General features: G+C 66.3%; 19 protein-coding genes and 4 tRNA genes. 2 read left to right on the top strand and 21 right to left on the bottom strand.

Annotated elements, in window-relative coordinates; translation table 11 throughout:
* The 9 genes from ACUVYZ_RS15835 to rpsU all read right to left on the bottom strand — a co-directional run.
* Positions 1-499, bottom strand: a 499-nt coding sequence (locus ACUVYZ_RS15835; protein WP_446033083.1) for a GTP-binding protein, incomplete at its 3' end; no start/stop codon positions are given.
* Positions 500-547: 48 nt separating this feature from the next.
* Positions 548-622 (bottom strand) — tRNA-Thr (locus ACUVYZ_RS15830).
* A gap of 44 nt (positions 623-666) precedes the next feature.
* Positions 667-740, bottom strand: a tRNA-Gly gene (locus ACUVYZ_RS15825).
* Between the two features lie 102 nt (positions 741-842).
* Positions 843-928: transfer RNA gene (locus ACUVYZ_RS15820), tRNA-Tyr, on the bottom strand.
* A gap of 119 nt (positions 929-1,047) precedes the next feature.
* Positions 1,048-1,121 (bottom strand) — tRNA-Ile (locus ACUVYZ_RS15815).
* Positions 1,122-1,183: 62 nt separating this feature from the next.
* Positions 1,184-3,082 (bottom strand): RNA polymerase sigma factor RpoD, encoded by a 1,899-nt coding sequence (rpoD, locus tag ACUVYZ_RS15810; RefSeq protein WP_439935407.1) that lies wholly within the window; start codon positions 3,080-3,082, stop codon positions 1,184-1,186.
* Positions 3,083-3,135: 53 nt separating this feature from the next.
* Entirely contained in the window at positions 3,136-4,899 is a 1,764-nt protein-coding gene (gene dnaG / locus ACUVYZ_RS15805) for a DNA primase (RefSeq protein ID WP_439935406.1), read from the bottom strand.
* A gap of 171 nt (positions 4,900-5,070) precedes the next feature.
* Positions 5,071-5,520: a GatB/YqeY domain-containing protein gene (locus ACUVYZ_RS15800; RefSeq protein WP_439935404.1), complete on the bottom strand. Its 450-nt coding sequence runs from the start codon at positions 5,518-5,520 to the stop codon at positions 5,071-5,073.
* A gap of 62 nt (positions 5,521-5,582) precedes the next feature.
* Complete coding sequence (gene rpsU, locus ACUVYZ_RS15795; protein WP_333840097.1) at positions 5,583-5,795, bottom strand: 30S ribosomal protein S21; 213 nt, start codon at positions 5,793-5,795, stop codon at positions 5,583-5,585.
* A gap of 91 nt (positions 5,796-5,886) precedes the next feature.
* Here rpsU and tsaD point away from each other — a divergent pair, with 91 nt between their 5' ends.
* Positions 5,887-6,948, top strand: coding sequence for a tRNA (adenosine(37)-N6)-threonylcarbamoyltransferase complex transferase subunit TsaD (gene tsaD / locus ACUVYZ_RS15790; RefSeq protein ID WP_439935403.1), 1,062 nt, complete (start codon positions 5,887-5,889; stop codon positions 6,946-6,948).
* Between the two features lie 27 nt (positions 6,949-6,975).
* Here the strand turns inward: tsaD and plsY are convergent, their stop codons facing one another.
* A complete protein-coding gene (plsY, locus tag ACUVYZ_RS15785) occupies positions 6,976-7,608 on the bottom strand; it encodes a glycerol-3-phosphate 1-O-acyltransferase PlsY (RefSeq protein WP_439935412.1) in 633 nt (210 codons plus the stop codon).
* Positions 7,609-7,673: 65 nt separating this feature from the next.
* On the opposite strand from plsY, the gene ACUVYZ_RS15780 reads away from it, so the two are divergent.
* A complete protein-coding gene (locus ACUVYZ_RS15780; protein ID WP_439935402.1) occupies positions 7,674-8,033 on the top strand; it encodes a dihydroneopterin aldolase in 360 nt (119 codons plus the stop codon).
* 26 nt (positions 8,034-8,059) lie between these two features.
* Here the strand turns inward: ACUVYZ_RS15780 and ACUVYZ_RS15775 are convergent, their stop codons facing one another.
* The 11 genes from ACUVYZ_RS15775 to ACUVYZ_RS15725 form a co-directional block, all read right to left on the bottom strand.
* The gene (locus ACUVYZ_RS15775; protein ID WP_439935401.1) at positions 8,060-8,800 is read right to left on the bottom strand and encodes a sulfite exporter TauE/SafE family protein; all 741 of its coding nucleotides are present in this window, start codon (positions 8,798-8,800) and stop codon (positions 8,060-8,062) included.
* Between the two features lie 8 nt (positions 8,801-8,808).
* Positions 8,809-9,708 carry a site-specific tyrosine recombinase XerD gene (gene xerD / locus ACUVYZ_RS15770; RefSeq protein WP_439935400.1) on the bottom strand — a complete coding sequence of 300 codons (900 nt, stop codon included), beginning with the start codon at positions 9,706-9,708 and terminating at the stop codon, positions 8,809-8,811.
* Complete coding sequence (locus ACUVYZ_RS15765; RefSeq protein WP_439935399.1) at positions 9,695-10,192, bottom strand: methylated-DNA--[protein]-cysteine S-methyltransferase; 498 nt, start codon at positions 10,190-10,192, stop codon at positions 9,695-9,697. Before ACUVYZ_RS15765 ends, xerD begins: the two co-directional genes overlap by 14 nt.
* On the bottom strand, positions 10,161-11,165 hold the full coding sequence (locus tag ACUVYZ_RS15760) for an Ldh family oxidoreductase (protein WP_439935398.1): 1,005 nt from the start codon (positions 11,163-11,165) through the stop codon (positions 10,161-10,163). Before ACUVYZ_RS15760 ends, ACUVYZ_RS15765 begins: the two co-directional genes overlap by 32 nt.
* 4 nt (positions 11,166-11,169) lie before the next feature.
* Entirely contained in the window at positions 11,170-12,114 is a 945-nt protein-coding gene (locus ACUVYZ_RS15755) for a hydroxyacid dehydrogenase (protein ID WP_439935397.1), read from the bottom strand.
* Between the two features lie 23 nt (positions 12,115-12,137).
* Complete coding sequence (locus tag ACUVYZ_RS15750; RefSeq protein WP_439935396.1) at positions 12,138-13,880, bottom strand: L-aspartate oxidase; 1,743 nt, start codon at positions 13,878-13,880, stop codon at positions 12,138-12,140.
* Positions 13,881-13,898: 18 nt separating this feature from the next.
* On the bottom strand, positions 13,899-14,510 hold the full coding sequence (locus tag ACUVYZ_RS15745) for a FumA C-terminus/TtdB family hydratase beta subunit (protein WP_439935395.1): 612 nt from the start codon (positions 14,508-14,510) through the stop codon (positions 13,899-13,901).
* Positions 14,511-14,512: 2 nt separating this feature from the next.
* The gene (locus ACUVYZ_RS15740) at positions 14,513-15,388 is read right to left on the bottom strand and encodes a fumarate hydratase (protein ID WP_439935394.1); all 876 of its coding nucleotides are present in this window, start codon (positions 15,386-15,388) and stop codon (positions 14,513-14,515) included.
* A gap of 34 nt (positions 15,389-15,422) precedes the next feature.
* The gene (locus ACUVYZ_RS15735; protein WP_439935393.1) at positions 15,423-16,292 is read right to left on the bottom strand and encodes an ABC transporter permease; all 870 of its coding nucleotides are present in this window, start codon (positions 16,290-16,292) and stop codon (positions 15,423-15,425) included.
* Complete coding sequence (locus ACUVYZ_RS15730; protein ID WP_439935392.1) at positions 16,285-17,124, bottom strand: ABC transporter ATP-binding protein; 840 nt, start codon at positions 17,122-17,124, stop codon at positions 16,285-16,287. The genes ACUVYZ_RS15735 and ACUVYZ_RS15730 overlap by 8 nt, the downstream gene beginning before the upstream one ends.
* A gap of 95 nt (positions 17,125-17,219) precedes the next feature.
* Positions 17,220-18,227: an ABC transporter substrate-binding protein gene (locus tag ACUVYZ_RS15725; RefSeq protein ID WP_439935391.1), complete on the bottom strand. Its 1,008-nt coding sequence runs from the start codon at positions 18,225-18,227 to the stop codon at positions 17,220-17,222.
* Between the last annotated feature and the right edge of the window lie 2 nt (positions 18,228-18,229).

The raw sequence follows: 18,229 nt of genomic DNA, 5'->3' as shown, positions 1-18,229 counted from the left end.
TGTCCCCAGGAAAATCATACTTGGACAACAACTCCCGAACCTCCATCTCCACCAGCTCCAGAAGCTCAGGATCGTCCACCATGTCGGCCTTGTTCAAATACACCACAATGTAGGGCACCCCCACCTGGCGCGCCAGCAAAATGTGCTCGCGCGTCTGCGGCATCGGCCCATCAGCCGCCGACACCACCAAAATGGCACCATCCATCTGCGCCGCACCCGTGATCATGTTCTTGATGTAGTCCGCATGCCCCGGACAGTCTACGTGCGCATAGTGACGCTTGGCCGTCTCATACTCCACGTGCGCCGTGTTGATCGTGATCCCCCGCGCCTTCTCCTCCGGCGCCGAATCAATCTCCTCGTACTTCTTCGCCTGACCCCCAAACTTCTTCGACAACACCAGCGTCAACGCCGCCGTCAGCGTCGTCTTGCCATGATCCACGTGCCCAATCGTGCCTACGTTCACATGCGGCTTCTTGCGCTCAAATTTCTCCTTGGCCATGATGCAATCCTCGTTTGCGGCTATCCTCGACTATTGAGCACCGGATGGTGGTGCCCATGGCCCGGATTGAACGGGCGACCTCTCCCTTACCAAGGGAGTGCTCTACCACTGAGCTACATGGGCCGTGCCGGCGTTGTCTACCTGTAACTAAATCGATCCAAGAAACCTGGAGCGGGTGAAGGGAATCGAACCCTCGTCGTAAGCTTGGAAGGCTTCTGCTCTACCATTGAGCTACACCCGCCCACCGAAAGCGTTCCACCGCGCTGGCCCGGAAGTTTCCGCGACCTCCGCTTGCCGGAACCGGACCCCGTACCGCCCGATCAGCCAACCTCCCAATCCGACGTGGTGGAGGGGGTAGGATTCGAACCTACGAAGGCTTAGGCCAACAGATTTACAGTCTGCCCCCTTTGACCGCTCGGGAACCCCTCCCCGAAAGAAACGGGAAATTATGCGTTTACATAGGAAAAAAGTCAAACTACCAGGAGAAAACCGCCAGCCGGGGCACTCCGCTCCGTCGGCCCGCCTCTCCTTCGGGCGCGTCCCGCGAGTGGGTCTGGTTGGATTTGAACCAACGACCAAGGGATTATGAGTCCCCTGCTCTGACCGGCTGAGCTACAGACCCCCTTCTCGATCGGATACCCCGCGCCGGCGAAAGCGGGCGCACAAGGCGCGCCGCCGACTCGCTCAGCTTTCGTTTTCCAGGAAGCTGCGCAGGCGCTCCGAACGGGACGGATGGCGCAGCTTGCGCAGCGCCTTGGCCTCGATCTGGCGAATCCGCTCCCGGGTCACGTCGAATTGCTTGCCGACCTCCTCCAGCGTGTGGTCGGTATTCATTTCGATGCCGAAGCGCATGCGCAACACCTTGGCCTCCCGGGGAGTGAGGGTATCGAGCACCTCCTTGGTGGCATCTCGCAAACTGGCGTAGAGGGCCGCGTCGCTCGGCGCCATGGTCGAGGCATCCTCGATGAAGTCCCCCAGGTGGGAATCGTCGTCGTCGCCGATGGGCGTCTCCATGGAGATCGGCTCCTTGGAGATTTTGAGGATCTTGCGGATCTTCTCCTCGGGCATCTCCATCTTCTTGGCGAGCAACGCCGGGTCCGGCTCCTGCCCGGTCTCCTGCAGGATCTGGCGCGATATGCGATTCATCTTGTTAATGGTCTCAATCATGTGCACCGGGATGCGGATGGTGCGCGCCTGATCCGCGATGGAGCGGGTGATGGCCTGCCGGATCCACCAGGTCGCGTAGGTGGAAAACTTGTAGCCGCGGCGGTACTCGAACTTGTCCACCGCCTTCATCAGCCCGATGTTGCCTTCCTGGATCAAATCCAGGAACTGCAGCCCCCGGTTGGTGTACTTCTTGGCGATGGAGATCACCAGCCGCAGGTTGGCCTCGGTCATTTCCCGCTTGGCGCGGCGCGCCTTGGCTTCCCCCGTGGACATCTGGCGCGCGATCTCCTTCAGCTCCTTGAGCGGGATCATGGCCCGCTTCTGCACGCCCAGGATGTTCTGCTGCTGCTCGAGGATCGCGGGACGGAAGCGTTCCAGCGCCGCGCCGTAGGGCTTGTGCGCCGCGATTTCCTGGTCCACCCACTTGAGATTGGTCTCGTTGCCGGGGAAAGCCTTGATGAAGTGGCTGCGCGGCATGCCCGCCTTCTCGACGCACAGATCCATGATGGCCCGTTCGTAGCGGCGCACTTCGTCCACCATGCCGCGCACGCTGTCGCACAGGGCCTCCACCTGCTTCGCCGCGAAGCGGATCTTCATGAGCTCGGCGGAAATCTGCTCCTGGTACTGCTTGTAGGCGCGCGAGCGGGTGCCCTTGGTGGCCAGCACCTTCATCATCTTGTTGTAGATCTGGCGGATGGTCTTGAAACGTTCCAGGGCCTCGGCCTTGAGCTGGGCCAGCGTGGCGCTGTTGACCCCGCTACCCTCCTCGTCCTCGGACTCTTCCGCGAGATCCTCGTCCTCGGCCACCGATTCCTCGTCTTCGGCCATTTCGCTGGCAACCATTTCCTCCTGGGACTCGCTGTCCAGGAGCCCGTCCACCAGCTCGTCGATGCGCATTTCGTCCCGCTCGACCTTTTCGGCCAGGGCCAAGATTTCGGCGATGGTGGTCGGGCAGGCCGAGATGGCCATGATCATGTGCTTCAAGCCATCCTCGATGCGCTTGGCGATCTCGATCTCCCCCTCGCGGGTGAGCAACTCCACCGACCCCATCTCCCGCATGTACATGCGGACCGGGTCGGTGGTGCGCCCGAACTCGGAATCGACGGTGGAGAGGGCGGCCTCCGCCTCCTCCACCACGTCTTCGTCCGCCGCCGCCGGCGTCGCTTCCGAAATGAGCAACGATTCGGTGTCCGGCGCCTCGTCGTACACCGAGATTCCCATGTCGTTGATCATGCGGATGATGTTCTCGATCTGCTCGGCGTCCAGCATGTCGTCCGGCAGATGATCGTTGATCTCGGCGTAGGTCAGGTAGCCCCGCTCCTTGCCGAGCACGATCAGGTTCTTGAGACGCATGCGGCGCGAGTCCGCGTCCCCCATCTGGATATCCGGCTTATCGCTTTCCCTGTCCTTGGCCATGTTCCGTCGCTATCCGCTCTACCATGCGGAGAAAAACTGTTAATTATATACCCTTAGGCGCTTTGCGGGGCCGTTCGTTCCGCCGGTCCCTTGCGCAGCAGATCCAGATATTCCTGCCGCTCCTCAAGGCTCAGGCGATCCAGGCTGGCGCTCGTCAGCTCCTTGAGCCGCTGGCGGCGGGCCTCTTCTCGCAGGCCCCGCACCACCCCTTCGAACTCGGCTTCCGCGTCGAATTCCGGCCCCCACTCATCGATGGCCCGCGCCGCCTCACTAACGACTTGATCGAGCTCAGTATTTGCAAAGTACAAGAAAGCCATCGGGACAATGTCCGACCCTTTCAAAGTAGGGTTTGCCTTCACGAAGTCAAGGAACTGGAGCAAAAATCCGGCGTCCGGCTCGGAAGCAGGGATATCGGCCGGCTCCAGGCGCAGCGCCAGCTCGGGCCTGAACAGGATCTGGCGGATGAGCCGGCGGCACCGGCTCACCACTTCCGCCCCGCGCCCGGGCATCCTGGGAGCCGGGCCTCCGGAGTCCGTGCCGGAGCGGATTCGGTACAGGGCCTCCAGCTCAGAGAGGGTGAGCCCCACCCGCTCGGCCAGGCGCCGGCGAACCAAGAAGCCCAGCCCCGGGGCCTGGATCCGGGTCACCAGGGGTCTGGCTTCCTTGAGCAGGCGGGCCCGGCCCTCGTCGCTCGCCAGCTCCACCTGGGACGCGAGCCCCTCGATCAGGTAGGCGGACAGGGAAACCGCCCCTTCGACCCGGGCTTCGAACCCCGGGCCGCCGATCCGCCGCACCAAGCTGTCGGGATCCTCGCCGGCGGGAAGGAACAGGAAGCTCACCTCCTTCCCATCCGTCATATGGGGAAGCACCGCCTCCAGCGCCCGCCAGGCGGCCCGCCGCCCGGCCTCGTCCCCGTCGAAGCAGAAGACCACTCGATCGGCCTGGCGCAATAGTTTTTGCGCCTGGGCCCCGGTGGTGGCGGTGCCCAGCGTGGCGCAGGCGTAGCCGATCCCGTGCTGGGCCAGCGCCACCACGTCCATGTAGCCTTCCACCACCAGCACCCGCCCGGCCTCCCGGATGGGGCCCCTCGCTTGGAACAGCCCATAGAGCTCCCGGCCTTTCTCGAAAATGGGGGTCTCGGGGGAATTCAGGTACTTGGGTTCACCTTCGCCGATCAGGCGGCCTCCGAATCCCACGATCCGGCCCCGGCTGTCGGCGATAGGGAACATGATTCGGTCCCGGAAGCGGTCATAGCGCCGGCCGCCTTCCCCTCGCAGCACCAAACCGGCTTTTTCCAGCCATACCGAGCCATAATCGTCGAAGCATTCCGCCAGGGCCTGCCAATCGGCCGGGGCATAACCGATGCCGAAGCGGGCCGCAACCTCCCCCGAGAGGCCACGCCCCTTGAGATAGGCGATGGCCTGGGGGGAACGCTTGAGGCTCTCCCGGTAGAAGCGGGTCGCCCGCTCCAGAACCGAATAAAGCTCGGCTGCTTCGCCGGCCGGCGGCCGGAGGCCAGGCCGCTCCGCCTCCGGCACATTCATGCCCACGCCAGCCGCAAGCTCCCTGACCGCATCGACGAACCCGAGACCCCGATACTCCATCAGGAAGCCAATGGCGCTTCCGTGGGCGCCACAACCGAAACAGTGATAAAACTGCTTGGAAGGACTGACAGTGAAAGAGGGAGTTTTCTCACTATGGAAAGGGCAGCACGCTTTGTAGTTGGCCCCGGCCCGCTTCAGTGGAACGTAGCGGTCGATCACTTCTACCACGTCCACGCGGTTCAGCAGATCCTGGATAAAGGCTTGAGGAATCATGTTGTTAGCCTCTGACGGGCAAGGCACTACCGCCCCCCGTCAGAAAGGCGGGCAGGACGAGCGAAAGCCGCCGCAAGCTTATGTTTCAGTGATTATAGGACAGAATTTCTGCTTCCACCGGCTTCCGGGAGGGCTGCGGTGTGCAAATAGGCTATTGATTTCCCTGACGCTTTATCCGGCGCCGAGGCGCGCCTTGACCAGGGCCGACACCCGGCCCATCTCCGCCCGGCCAGCGATCTGGGGTTTGAGGGCCGCCATCACCCGCCCCATGTCCTTGGGACCCGCCGCCCCCGTGTCGGTGACCGCCCGCTCGATCAGGGCCTGAAGCTCCCCTTCCGACAAGGGCTGGGGCAGGTAGCCCTGGAGCACTTCGATCTCGAAGCGCTCGTTGTCCGCCAGATCCCGCCGGCCTGCGGCCTCGTACTGGGCCACCGACTCCCGGCGCTGCCGGATCAGCCGCTCCACGAGCCCCACCACGTCGGCATCGCTCAGCTCCCGGCGCTCGTCCACCTCCCGCTGTTGGATGGCGGCGAGCAGGAGGCGGATGGCGGCGAGGCGGCGCGCGTCTTTCGCCCGCATCGCCTCCTTCATGTGCTGGGTGATGGTGGCCTTGAGCATCATGGCGAAAGGACGTCCCCGGACCGGAAAAGCCGGGACAGCGGTCGGAAAGGACCTTTGGCCGGTCAGTAGGTACGCGGGGGAAGTTGCTGGCTGCGCAGACGTTTGTAATGGCGCTTGATCGCCGCCGCGAGCTTGCGTTTGCGCGCCTGGGTGGGCTTCTCGTAATATTCCCGGGACCGCAGCTCGGTGAGCAGTCCCGTTTTTTCTACGGTGCGCTTGAAACGCCGCAGCGCCACCTCAAACGGCTCATTCTCTTTGACCCGGACCATCGGCATAGGGATGTCGCGCCTTCTTTCTGTTTCTAATAACTGAAATTTTACATTATACGCGAACCATCCGGCTTTTACCAAGGGCGCTTCCTGTTCGATGAAAGTTCTCGGCATTGAAACCTCCTGCGACGACAGCGGCGTCGCTATCTACGACACCGAGCGGGGGCTGCGGGCCCATGCCCTCCATTCCCAGGCGGAGGTGCACCGGGCCTACGGCGGGGTGGTGCCGGAACTGGCTTCCCGAGACCATATCCGGCGGGTGCTTCCCCTGGTGCGGCGGGTCCTGGCCCAGGCGGATTGCGCCCTCTCCGACCTGGACGCCGTCGCCTACACCGCCGGACCCGGGCTGGCGGGCGCCCTGCTGGTGGGCGCCAGCATCGCCTGCGGGCTCGCCCGGGCTCTGAAAATCCCCGCCGTCGGGGTACACCATCTGGAGGGACACCTCCTTTCCCCCATGCTCGCCTCCCCCAGCCCCCGGTTCCCCTTCGTCGCCCTGCTCGCCTCGGGGGGCCACACCCAGCTCATGGAAGTGGCCGGGGTGGGCCGTTACCGGCTCCTCGGGGAAACCCTGGACGACGCCGCGGGGGAAGCGTTCGACAAGACGGCCAAGCTCCTGGGACTGGGCTATCCGGGCGGTCCCGCCCTGGCCCGGCTGGCCGAGCGCGGCGTAAGTAATCGCTTTCGCCTCCCCCGGCCCATGCTGGCAAGCGGCGATTTGAACTTCAGCTTCAGCGGGCTGAAGACGGCGGCCTTGCTCCTCGCCCGGGAGCACGGGGCCGACGAGGACGCTCGGGCCGACATCGCCCGGGCTTTCGAGGAGGCGGTGGTGGAGGTCCTGGTGGAGAAGTCCACCGGGGCCCTCCTCACCACGGGCCATGATCAGCTGGTGGTGGCCGGGGGGGTGGGAGCCAACCGCCGGCTGCGGGAAGTCCTGGACCAGCGGGCCCGGGAAGCGGGCTTCCAAGTCTTCTATCCGCCCGTCGAGCTGTGCACTGACAACGGGGCCATGATCGCCTACGCGGGCGCCATGCGCCTGGCCAGCGGCCCGCCGGTCTGCGGCTACCGCTATACCGTATTCTCCCGCTGGGACCTGGCGCTTCCCGGGCCAGAAGCGGCCCGGTCTAGGCGCCGAGGGGGGCGGCTCTCGGCCCAGCCTTGATACCTGTCGAACCCAAAGAAGAAACCTTTAGAGGTTTCCTCCCTCTGGAGGGTGCCCGCCGCCGATGCGGGCTTCGGTGCCGGCCACCAGCTTCTGAATATTGACCCGGTGGCGCCACACGAGCAGCGCCGCCATGGACAGGGTCACGGCGGTGTAGGGATGCCAGCCCCAAAGGCCTGCCGCGGCGAAAGGCGCCACGCCGGCCGCCGCCAGGGCGGCCAGGGAGGAGAAGCGGAAAAGCGCTGCCGTGGCGAGCCAAACGCCCCCCAGGATCAGCCCCAGGCTTGGGGACAGGGCCAGGAAGGCGCCGGCCGCCGTGGCCACTCCTTTGCCGCCCCGGAACCCCAAGAATAAAGGGTAGAGGTGGCCGACGAATACCGCCATCGCCGCGAGGGCCGCCGCCTCGTCGCCCGCACCGAACCGGGGCGCGAGGATCCGCGCCAGGAGCACCGCCGCCGCCCCCTTCCCCGCGTCCCCGAGTAGGGTCAGCACGGCGGCGAACTTGCTGCCCGTGCGCAGCACGTTGGTAGCGCCCGGATTGCCCGAACCGTAGCTGCGGGGATCTGGCAGCCCCAGGATGCGGCTCACCACCACGGCGAAGGGAATCGATCCCAGCAGGTACGCCCCGATTGCCAAGGCGATCGTGACCACCGGTCGAATAAATGTCCTAGAATGGCGCCTTCGATTTTACTCGACGCCCTGCGGGGCGGCCACGGCGGGGCGCCATGGACATCGTCTTCATTCGCGAGCTGCGGGCGGAAACCCTGGTGGGCGTCTACGCCTGGGAGCGCCAGGTGCGGCAGACCATTGAGATCGACCTGGAGATCGCCCTGCCCTCCGGCCGCGCCTGCGAGACCGACAACGTGGAGGACACCATCGATTACTCCAAGGTGGTGCGCCGCGTCCACGAGGAGCTGGCCCGCCACCAGTTTAAGCTGCTGGAGGCGCTGGCGGATCACCTGTCGCGGGTCATCCGGGAAGAGTTCCGGGCGCCGTGGGTGAAGGTGAGCGTGGCGAAGCTGCGCATGATGCAGGGCGTGAAACAGCTCGGCGTGTCCATCGAGCGAGGCGTAAAGCCCGCCTGAGGGCAGGCGGCGCCTCCTCGCGCCTTCTACCCCACCCCCTTCGCCAGTAGGGACATCCCACTCACCACGAGCACCGCCCCCAGCACCTGCCGGACCCGATGGGGGCTTATCCCCAGGTGCACCCGGCTTCCGAGCCTCACGCCTGCTAGCATCACCGGCGCGAGGACCAAGGCCCCGAGAAACACCTTGAGGTGCAAGAGCAGCCCCGTCAGGGCGAAGGCCACGATGCGCACCGCGGTGCTGACGGTGATCATGGCGGCCATGGTGCTGCGAAACTCCCGCCGGTCTTCGATGCGCCGGGAGAGGTAGATTGCGTACACCGGACCGCCGGTGCCGAACAAGGCCGTGAACGTTCCGCCCACCAGGCCCGCCGGCAGCACCCAGGCGCGGGCGATCACCCCGCGGAAGCTGGGGTCCAGCAGGGTGTAGAGGCCGAAGAGCAGTACGAACGCCCCCAGCCCCGCCAGCAGGGGGGCGGCCGGCAGCCGGGCAAGCAGCGTGGCGCCGATGCCGATCCCTACCACCGCCACCGGCACCAGCCAGGCGAGCTCCCGGCGATTGAGGCGGCCGCCATGACCCCGGCGCAGCAGGAACGAGCCCGCGAACTCCATGAGCACCATGGTGGGCACCACCTGCTGCAGGGGAAGCACGTGGGCGAGGAGCGGCACCGCGATCACCGACGAGCCGAATCCGGTCATGCCGAACACGAAAAAGGCCGCGAAGACCGCGAGCGGCGCGACGATCAGGACCTGGGGCTCTACTCCCACGGGCTGCCTCAGCCCCGGGGGTGGTGCTTGGCGTGGAGCTGCTTGAGCCGCTCCCGGGCCACGTGGGTATAGATCTGGGTGGTGGAAATGTCCGAGTGGCCCAGCAGCAGTTGTACCACCCTCAGGTCGGCGCCGTGATTGAGCAGATGGGTGGCGAAGGCGTGGCGCAGGGTGTGGGGAGAAAGGGGCGCGGTCACCCCGGAGCGCCGGGCGTAGCGCTTGATGAGATGCCAGAAAGCCTGCCGCGTCATGGGCTCCGCGCGCCGGGTGAGGAACAGGTCCGAAGCCGGCCGGCCAGCGAGAAGCAGGGGTCGCGCTTCATGGAGATAGCGCTTGAGCCACGCCAAGGCCTCCTCCCCCAAGGGCACCAGGCGCTCCTTTGCGCCTTTGCCCAGCACCCGCACCACCCCCGTCTCCAGGCTCACCTGGGCGAGGGTGAGCGTCACCAGCTCCGACACCCGCAGCCCGGCCGCGTAGAGCATCTCCAGCATGGCCTTGTCCCGCAATCCCAAGGGTGTCTCCACATCGGGGGCGGCGAGCAGGCGTTCCACGTCCGCCTCGGTGAGGCTCTTGGGAACGGCCCGGGGCACCTTGGGGGCGTCGATCTGCAGGGTGGGATCGGCCGCGATCCGGCCTTCCCGCAGAAGAAAACGGTAGAAGCGTTTGAAGCTGGAAAGCTGGCGGCTGGTGGTGCGGGGCCGGGCCCGCCCCGCCACCCGGTGGGCCAGATAGGCGAGCAGATCGGCCCGGGTCGCCTGGGTGAGCGCCTTGCCCTGTTCCCTGACGAGCCACTCCCCCAGCAAACGCAGGTCCCGCCGGTAGGCGCCCAGAGTGTTGGGGGATAACCCGTCCTCCAGCCAGAGGCAGTCGCAGAACCGGTCGAGAAGCTGTTCTTCAGCGTCGCTCATGTTCCAACAGCCAGCGCTTGATGGCGAGTGGCGCGCCTTCCCGTGCGTGCATGAAGCCTCCCAAGCCGCTGGTTGCCACCACCCGGTGGCAGGGCACGACCAGGGGAACGGGGTTGGCGCCGCAGGCGCCCCCCACGGCCCGGGGGGAGGTGTGCAGCGCCTTCGCCAGCTCGGCGTAGCTCACCGTCTCGCCGCTGGGAATGGCGCCCAGCGCTTCCCATACCCGCCGTTGAAACGGGGTTCCGGACAGATGGACCGGCAGGTCGAAGCGGAAGCCAGGATCGCGCAGATAGGCCCGAAGCTGCCGGCACGCCTCCCGGGCGAGAGGGGAGCGAGGGGCAAGGGAAGGCGTGCCCAGGGGGAGGTAGTCGATGCCCACCAGCCAGTCCTCTTCGATGGCCACCCCCAGCACCGCGAAGGGGGCGGGGAGCCGCGCCTGGTGGACGGTCTCCCTAGCGGCCCGCCAGCGAGCGGATCTGCCCATAGAGCGCGTCCGGCACCGGGATGCCCTCCCGGCGCGCCTTGGCCTCCAGCTCCAGGCGCCGGGCTCCCGGAAGCCGCACGCCGGGGTCGGCCAGCATCCGGGCGATCAGGGTCTCGATGCGCTCGAGATAGACGGCGCGGCCGGCCAGGGCCTCCGGGTCGATCGCCAGAAAGGCCTGGCCGATGCGCGGCCGGTTGCCCTCGTCGACGAAGAACGAATCGGCCTCGAAACCCATGGCGGCCCCCGTCAGGGCACAGCACAGCAGCTCCACCATCAGAGCCAGCATGGCGCCCTTGACGCCGCCAGCCGGCATCATGCTGCCTTCCAGGGCGGCGTTGGGGTCGGTGGTGGGCCTGCCCTCCTTGTCCAAGGCCCAGCCCTCGGGAATCGGCTTGCCTTGGTTCTTGGCCACCATGATCTTGCCCCGGGCTACCTCCGAAAGGGAAAGATCGATGAGAAGGGGCGGGTGGCCGTCCCGGGGAAACACGGCAGCGATGGGGTTGGTGCCGAAGAGGGGGGTCTTTCCTCCCCACGGGGCGATGGCTGCCGGGGAATTGCTGAACCCCAGGCCCACCATTCCCGCCTCCGCCACCGGCCGCAAGTGCAGCCCGGCGGCACCGAAGTGGTTGCTGTTGGTTACCCCGGCGAACCCCACCCCGCACTCCCGCGCCCGGCGGAGTGCCTCCTGCACCGCCAGGGCGCAGGCCTCGTAGGCCATGCCGCAAGCGGCATCCACCAGGCATGCCGCCTTCCTCTCCCGCACCACTCTCGGCACCGCCTGGCCGTCGGTGCGGCCGTTTCGCAAGTGAGCGCAGTACAGAGGCACCCGGGACACCCCATGGGAGGCGAGCCCCTGGGCGTCTGCTGCCACCAGCGCTTCCGCCGCCGCCCGGGCCATGGACGGAGAAGCGCCGCAGCGCACGAACGCTTCGGCGGCCAGACCGGTGAGCTCGTTCATCGATACGATGGGCATCGTCTCAACCTCCCTGGCTTGCCAGGAACTGCCCTACTCGCTCAGCGATCATGGCGCTCACCCGCTGGTTGGACTCCTGGGTCACCCCCGCCACGTGGGGCGTGAGGATCAGGTTCGGCACGCCCCGCAAGGCGGCGAAAGGCGAGTCCGGAGGCAAGGGCTCCTGGGCGAAGACGTCGATGGCCGCGCCGCCCAGATGCCCCGCCTGGAGGAGCTCCACCAGCGCTTTCTCGTCCACGATCCCGCCCCGGGCGGTGTTCACCAGGATGGCCCCTTTCTTCATACTTGCCAGCTGCTCGCGGCCAAGTAGGTCGCGGGTCTTTTCGGTCAGGGGCACGTGTAGCGACACCACGTCGCTCGCCGCCAGCAGGTCCTCTAGGCCGGTGAGCCGGATGCCGATCTGGGCGAGGGCCGGATCGCCCGCCGTCAGGGCCGGGTCGTAGGCGATCACCTCCATGCCTAGCGCCCGGGCCAGGCGGGCGGTGAGCTGGCCGATGTAGCCGCAGCCAATCAGGCCCAAGGTCTTGCCTCCCAGCTCGCGGCCGTTCAAGAGGGCCGTGCGGGGCCATTTGCCGTCGATCACGGCGTCGGTGGAGGCGTACTGGCCCCGCAACAGGACTAGGGCGGTGCCGATCACGTACTCGGCCACCGCCGCGGCGTTGGCGCCGCTCGCGGGGATCACCTCCACCTTTCGGGCCTGGCAAGCCGCCACATCGATGTTGTCCAGCCCCACGCCCAGGCGGCCCACCACTTTGAGGCGCCGGGCGGCGCAGAGGAGCGCCTGATCGACCTGGGTGCGGTTGCGCACGATGAGGGCATCGGCCTGCTGCACCCGCGCCATGAGGCGGGTGCGCTCGTCCACCAGCGCCGGGTCGTAGATCACGTCGAACCGGGCTTGGAGGGAGGCGACCGCGGCCTCGTCCATGAATTCGGATATCACGATCATCATCGGGTTTGCTTTCTTTCGAAGGGTTATTCCACGCCATCGGCGAGCTCGGGCTCCGCCGTTCGGAGCAGGGATTCGCCCGGACGCACCCGGGTGAACTCCACCGGGCGCGTGGTGATGCGCAACTCGCCGTCCCGCAGGTTCGCGCACGTGTAATAGGAAGCGCTCAAGTCCCCCGCCTCGGGGAAGTCTTCCCGGTAATGGGCGCCACGGGAATTCTCCCGAGCCAGGGCCGCGGCCACGATGGCCTGGCTCACGGCGAGCAGGCTCTCCAGGTTGAGCCAGTCATGCCAGGTGAGGTTGTAGGCGAGATCGCCCTGGGGAACCCCCGCCCGGGAAAGCCGCTGGGAGAGCTCTTCCAGCGCGGCGCGGGCGCGCGCGAGGCTTGCGGCGCTGCGCAGGATGCCGGCCTCGTGCCACATGACCTCGTAGAGGGCTTCCCGGATCGCCGGCAGGTCTTCCGCGGGCTTGCCCAGGGGAGAGCGGCAGCGCTCCACGGCCGCCTGGATCGCTTGCGCGTCCGGCTCGTGCCATTCCCCCTTCGCCGGGACCCAGGACGCCATGCTATCGCCGGCGATGCCGCCGAACACGGTGGAGTTGGCGACCCCGTTGCCGCCCAGGCGGTTCGCCCCGTGCACCCCGCCCGTGTCCTCGCCGGCGGCGAAGAGACCCGGCAGCTCGGTGGTGCAATCCGCGGCGAAGACCACGCCCCCCATCATGTAGTGGGCGGTGGGGACCACTTCCACGAGCCCGCCGGCCAGGTCGAAGCCGCAATCGGCGCACCGCTCCACCATGCCCTTGAACTGGCGCCGCACCTTCTCCGGCCCCAGGTGGGACATCTTGAGATACACGCCCCCGTTGGGGGTGATGCGGCCCTCCCGCATCTCCATGAAAATAGAGCGTGAGACGATGTCCCGGGTGGCCCGCTCGGCCCGGGGATCGTAGCGCTCCATGAACCGTTCCCCCGCGCCGTTCAGCAGGTGGCCCCCGGCACCGCGCAGGCCCTCCTCCAGCACCGTGCCGGTCATGCGGGTGTGGGAGCCGGCCAGCAGCCCCGTAGGGTGAAACTGCACCATCTCCATGTCCCGCAGGGTGAGCCCCGCCCGCAAGGCCATGGCCATGCCGTCGCAGCTCTTGTCACCCGAAGGCGTGTGGTACTTGTACATGGTGGGCCCGCCCCCCGTGGCGAGCAGCACCGCGCGGGCCTGCACGAAGACGAACTCGCCGCTCTTCATGTCGATCATGAGGACGCCCGAGAGCGCCCGCCCGTCGCGGCTCTTGATCAGCTCCACCGCTCGGTGCTCTTCCAGCCGCCGGATGCCCCGCGCCCACACCTGCTCCGCCAGGCGGTTGATGATCTCTATCCCGGTCAGGTCCCCCTTGTGCACCGTGCGGTCGAAGGTCTGGCCGGCGAAGGCCTTCTGGTGGAGCGTCCCGTCCGGGTTGCGATCGAAGAAGCAGCCCAGCTCGTTTTCCAGTTCCCGTACCCGCTCCACCGCCACCGACACCAGGGTCCAAGCGAGCTCCTGGTGGGGCAACCACTTGCCCCCCTCGATGGTGTCCATGAAGTGGCGCTCGACCGAATCCCCCGGGGCCAGGGCCACGTTGTAGCCTCCCTGCACCATGCGGGTGCAGCCGCACTTGCCCAGCAGCCCTTTCACGGCCACGGTGATCTCGAGCTGGGGCGCCGCCCGATGAGCGTGGAGCGCGGCGAAGAGGCCGGCGCCGCCGGAGCCAAGGATCAGGATGTCAGTTCTGAGGGTGCGCACGGTCGTCCTTTGAGGCCATCACGTCTTCACTCCCAGCGCGGCCAGCACCTCCGCCCGCCTGGCTTCGGCCTTCTTCCTCACCTCCTCGTAGAGGCTTTCGCCGTGGCTGTCCATGGCCACCAGCAGCGGGCCGAAACCCCTCACCCGGAACTTCCACAGGGATTCCGGATGGAGGTCGTCCAAGTCCACGTCCTCGATGGCCTCCACCCAGGTGGTCTCCAGGGCCGCGGTGCCGCCGACGATGGCCAGGTACACGCCGCCCAAGTCCATAAAGGCTTTTCTCGATTCCTCCATGAGGCCACCCTTGCCGATGATCATGCGCACGCCGTAGCGCTCCATGAGGGGCCGGGTGAAACGCTCCATGCGGGCGCTGGTGGTAGTGCCGATGCACAGGGGGGCGTAGCCGGCGGGAAATTCGTCGGTCGCCTCCACCCGGCGCACGTTGGGGGCGGTGTGGATCACCGCGTGGCCGCGCAGGTCGAAGCGGGTCGTGCGGCCGCGGTCGAACATCTCGATCTGGGTGCGGTCGCGGATGCCGTACAGGGTGCCGTTCAAGCTCACCGTGTCGCCCACCCGCCAGGCGCGCACGGTTTCCTCGGTCACCGGAGTCACGATGTCGTAGTGGGCCATGATCAGAACCCCCAGGTGATGCCGGCGGGCGTCAGGGTCGCCGAAGCACGGCGGGCCGCATGGCACTGCATGTTGACCGCCACCGGGTTCATGGTGATGTGGGTGGCGGCGAGCTCCACGTGGACCGCGAACGCGGTGGAGTCCCCGCCCAGCCCTTGGGGCCCGACCCCGAGCCGGTTGACGGCGCTAGAGAGCTCCTCCTCCAGCTTCGCCCCTTCGGGGTCTTGGCAGCGGGTGCCGAGGGGGCGCGTCGCCGCCACCTTGGCCAGGTGCACGCACAGGTCGGCGCTGCCGCCAATGCCCACGCCCACGATGGTGGGGGGACAGGTCTTGCCGCCGGCGGAGAGCACGCAGTCGATCACGAACGCCTTGATCGCCGCCACCCCCTCCGCCGGCACCGCCATCCTGAGCCAGGAGTTGTTCTCCGAGCCGCTGCCCTTGGGGATCATCTGGATGACGAGCTCCTCGTGCCGGTCGCTGAACTCCACGTTGATCGCCGGGATGCGGATGCCGCAGGAGGTATGGTCGTTTTCCCGCGTGAGAGGATGCACCACCGAGGACCGGAACGGATGCTCCACCGTGGCCCGGGCGCAGCCCTTGGTGATGGCCCGCACCAGGTCGATGCCGTCCACCTGGACGTTGCGCCCGATGGACACGTTGTAGATGGGTATCCCGGTGTCCTGGCAGGTGAGATTATGGGTTTCCTCGGCCACCGCGATGTTCTTGATCATGATGCCGAGCAACTGCTTCGCCCGGGGATCCGTTTCCCGGGCGTCGAGGGCCTGGAATCCCTGCTTGACGTCGGGCGGCAGGATTTTGAGCGCCCGGATGTAGAGTTCCTTGGCGACCTCCTCGACCGTGTGCAAGTCAACCTTCATGACGCCTCCTGGACCGCGCGGGTGCACGTCCCGATCAGTGCTGCATGCCCCATTTGCGCACCGTGTGAGTCTCGATGTTGCGGAAAATCAGGTTTTCCACCACGAGGCCGATCAGGATCACCGTGAACAGCCCGGCGAACACCGACGGGATCTCCAGCAAGTTCTTGTTCTCGAAAATGAACCAGCCCAGCCCCCCCGAGCCGGCGCTCACGCCGAACACCAGCTCGGCCGCGATGAGCGTGCGCCAGGCGAACGCCCAGCCGATCTTCAGCCCCGTCAGGATGCTGGGGAAGGCCGCCGGGATCAGGATCTTCGCCACGTAACGCAGGCCGGTGAGCCCGTAATTGCGCCCCACCATGCGCAGGGTGTTGGACACGGACAAGAACCCGGAGTGGGTGTTGAGCGCCACCGCCCACAGCACCGAGTGGATCAACACGAACACCAGGGAGGCGTTGCCGAGCCCGAACCAGATGAGGGCCAGGGGCAGCAGGGCGATGGCCGGCAGGGGGTTGAACATGGAGGTGAGGGTCTCCAGCAGGTCGTTGCCGATGCGGGAGGTGATGGCGATCACCACCAGCAGGGCCGCGATCGCCAGCCCTGCCGCATAGCCCTGGAGCAGCACCTTGATGGAAAACCAGGCCCGGCCCAGCAGCCCGCCGCTGACGATCCCCTGCCAGAAAGCTTCCACGGTCGCGGTGAACGTGGGAAAGAGGAGGGGATTGTCGAGCTGGGCCGCGTAGACCTGCCAGACCACCGCCAACACCACCAGGATGAAGGCCTTTCTCACCCCACCCCGGTTGTAGATGATCTCCCAGGGGGTGAGCGGCTTCTCCACCACGCCGAAGGCGCTGGAGTCCACCGTTTTCCTCACGAATTCGGGACGCCGTACCTGCACGTCAGCCATGGGTCGCCTCCTTGTCCCCGCCGATCTTCTTCACCCCCTCTTCCACTTCGTCGGCGAACAGCATGTTGTGGATACGGTCCGAGAGTTTGAGCCCGGTCCGCGGATCCACGGCGTCGTCGCCGCTGCTGTTGAGCTCCGCCTTCACCTGCCCCGGATGGGGTGAAAGCAAGAGGATGCGGTTGCCGATCTTGACCGCCTCGGGGATCGAGTGGGTAACGAAGAGCACCGTGAAATGGATTTCGTCCCAAAGCTGGAGCAGCTCCTCCTGCATCTTGCGCCGCGTGAGGGCGTCGAGGGCCGCAAAGGGCTCGTCCATGAGCAGGATGTCCGGCTCCATGGCCATGCCGCGAGCGATGGCCACCCGCTGCTTCATCCCCCCGGAGAGGGTGTGCGGATAGGCGTCGGCGAACTTGGCGAGATTCACCTTCTCGATGTAGTGCATGGCCTTTTCCTCGGCCTCTCTTCCCTTGAGCTTGCCGCTCGCCTCCAGGGCGAACGTCACGTTCTGCTTCACCGTCTTCCAGGGTAGGAGCTGGTCGAATTCCTGGAACACCATCACCCGGTCCGGGCCGGGCTTCGAGATCTTTTGGCCCTTGAGCCTGATCTCCCCCTCCACCGGGTGCAAGTAGCCGCCCACCGCCTTGAGCAAAGTGGATTTGCCGCAGCCGGAAGGTCCCAACAGCACGTACCGGTCCGACCGGTAGACCTGGAAGTCCACCCGGTAGGTGGCGGTCACTAGATGGTCCCGGGTCTTGTACTGGAGCGTCACCCCCCGCACGTCCAGCAGGGGCGCGAATCCTTGCTCCTGGGCGCTGATATGGGACTTGTCCATAAAGCCTCCTCCTAATTGCTTCTGGCCGGGCCGCGGTCGCTGCTACGCTCCCGAGACGGCGCGGCGGCTATGCGCGGCACGGCTCTTCGACCCCCTCAGCTGCCGGGCAGATGATGTACCTCGGGAAAGAACATCTCCTTCCAGGAGGCCGGCTTCGCCTTCAACGTGCCCACCTTGTGCAGGAAGTCCACGTACTTCATGACGTTTTTGGGCGTCATGGTGTACTCGATCTCCGGGTCGTTGAGGATCTTGAAAATGTTTTCCACGGTGTCCTTTTCCTTGCTCCACTTGAGGTAGTTCTCCGCGGCCGCGCGCTTGTCCTTGTTGATGAGCTCGACCGCTTCCTCGAACGCGGCCAGGAACGCCTTGTACACCTTGGGATTCGACTCCCGGAACTTGGTGGTGGTCCACACCACGTTGAAGGTGGCGGGCCCGCCTAGCACCTCGTAGGAGCTCAGCACTCTGCGGATGCCGGGTTGGGCCAGTTCCTGATACTGGTAGGGGGGTGAAGTGAAGTGGGCGGTGATCTCCCCCGCGCCGGAGAGGAGCGCGGTCATGCCGTCCACGTGGCCCATGGACACCGTCAGGGCATCCAGCTTGGTGTGATTGCCCTCGCCGAAGGCCTGCTCCGCCGCCATTTGCAGCGTCACCGCCTGGATGGAGACCTTGACCGACGGCAGCGCGATCTTGTCCTTGGGCGTGAAGTCCTTGATGGTCTTCACGTTGGGATTGCGCGTGTTCAAGTAAAGGGGCATGGAGTTCATGGCCGTCACGCCCTTTACCGCGATGCTGCCGCGGGTGCGGTCCCACAGGGTGGCGAAGGGGCCGACCCCGCCGGATGCGAAATGCAGGTTGCCCGAGATGAGGGCGTCGTTCATAGGCCCGCCGCCGGTGAAAGTGGACCAAGCCACCTTGAGCTCCGCGACCCCTTGCGCTTTGGCGTGCTTCTCAAACAGTCCTAGGTTCTCCATGTACATAAGGGGCAAGTAACTTACGCCGAGCTGCTTGGCCACTCGCACCTCCACCACCTCGGATCTAGCAACAGATCCGAACACAAGCAGCGCGGCCGCCACAACCAGGCACAAGAACTTTTGTGATTTCATCG

The organism is Pelomicrobium sp. P1 (assembly GCF_052805615.1).
Note: the sequence above shows the minus strand (reverse complement) of the source record. Positions and strands in the feature narration are given on the sequence as shown.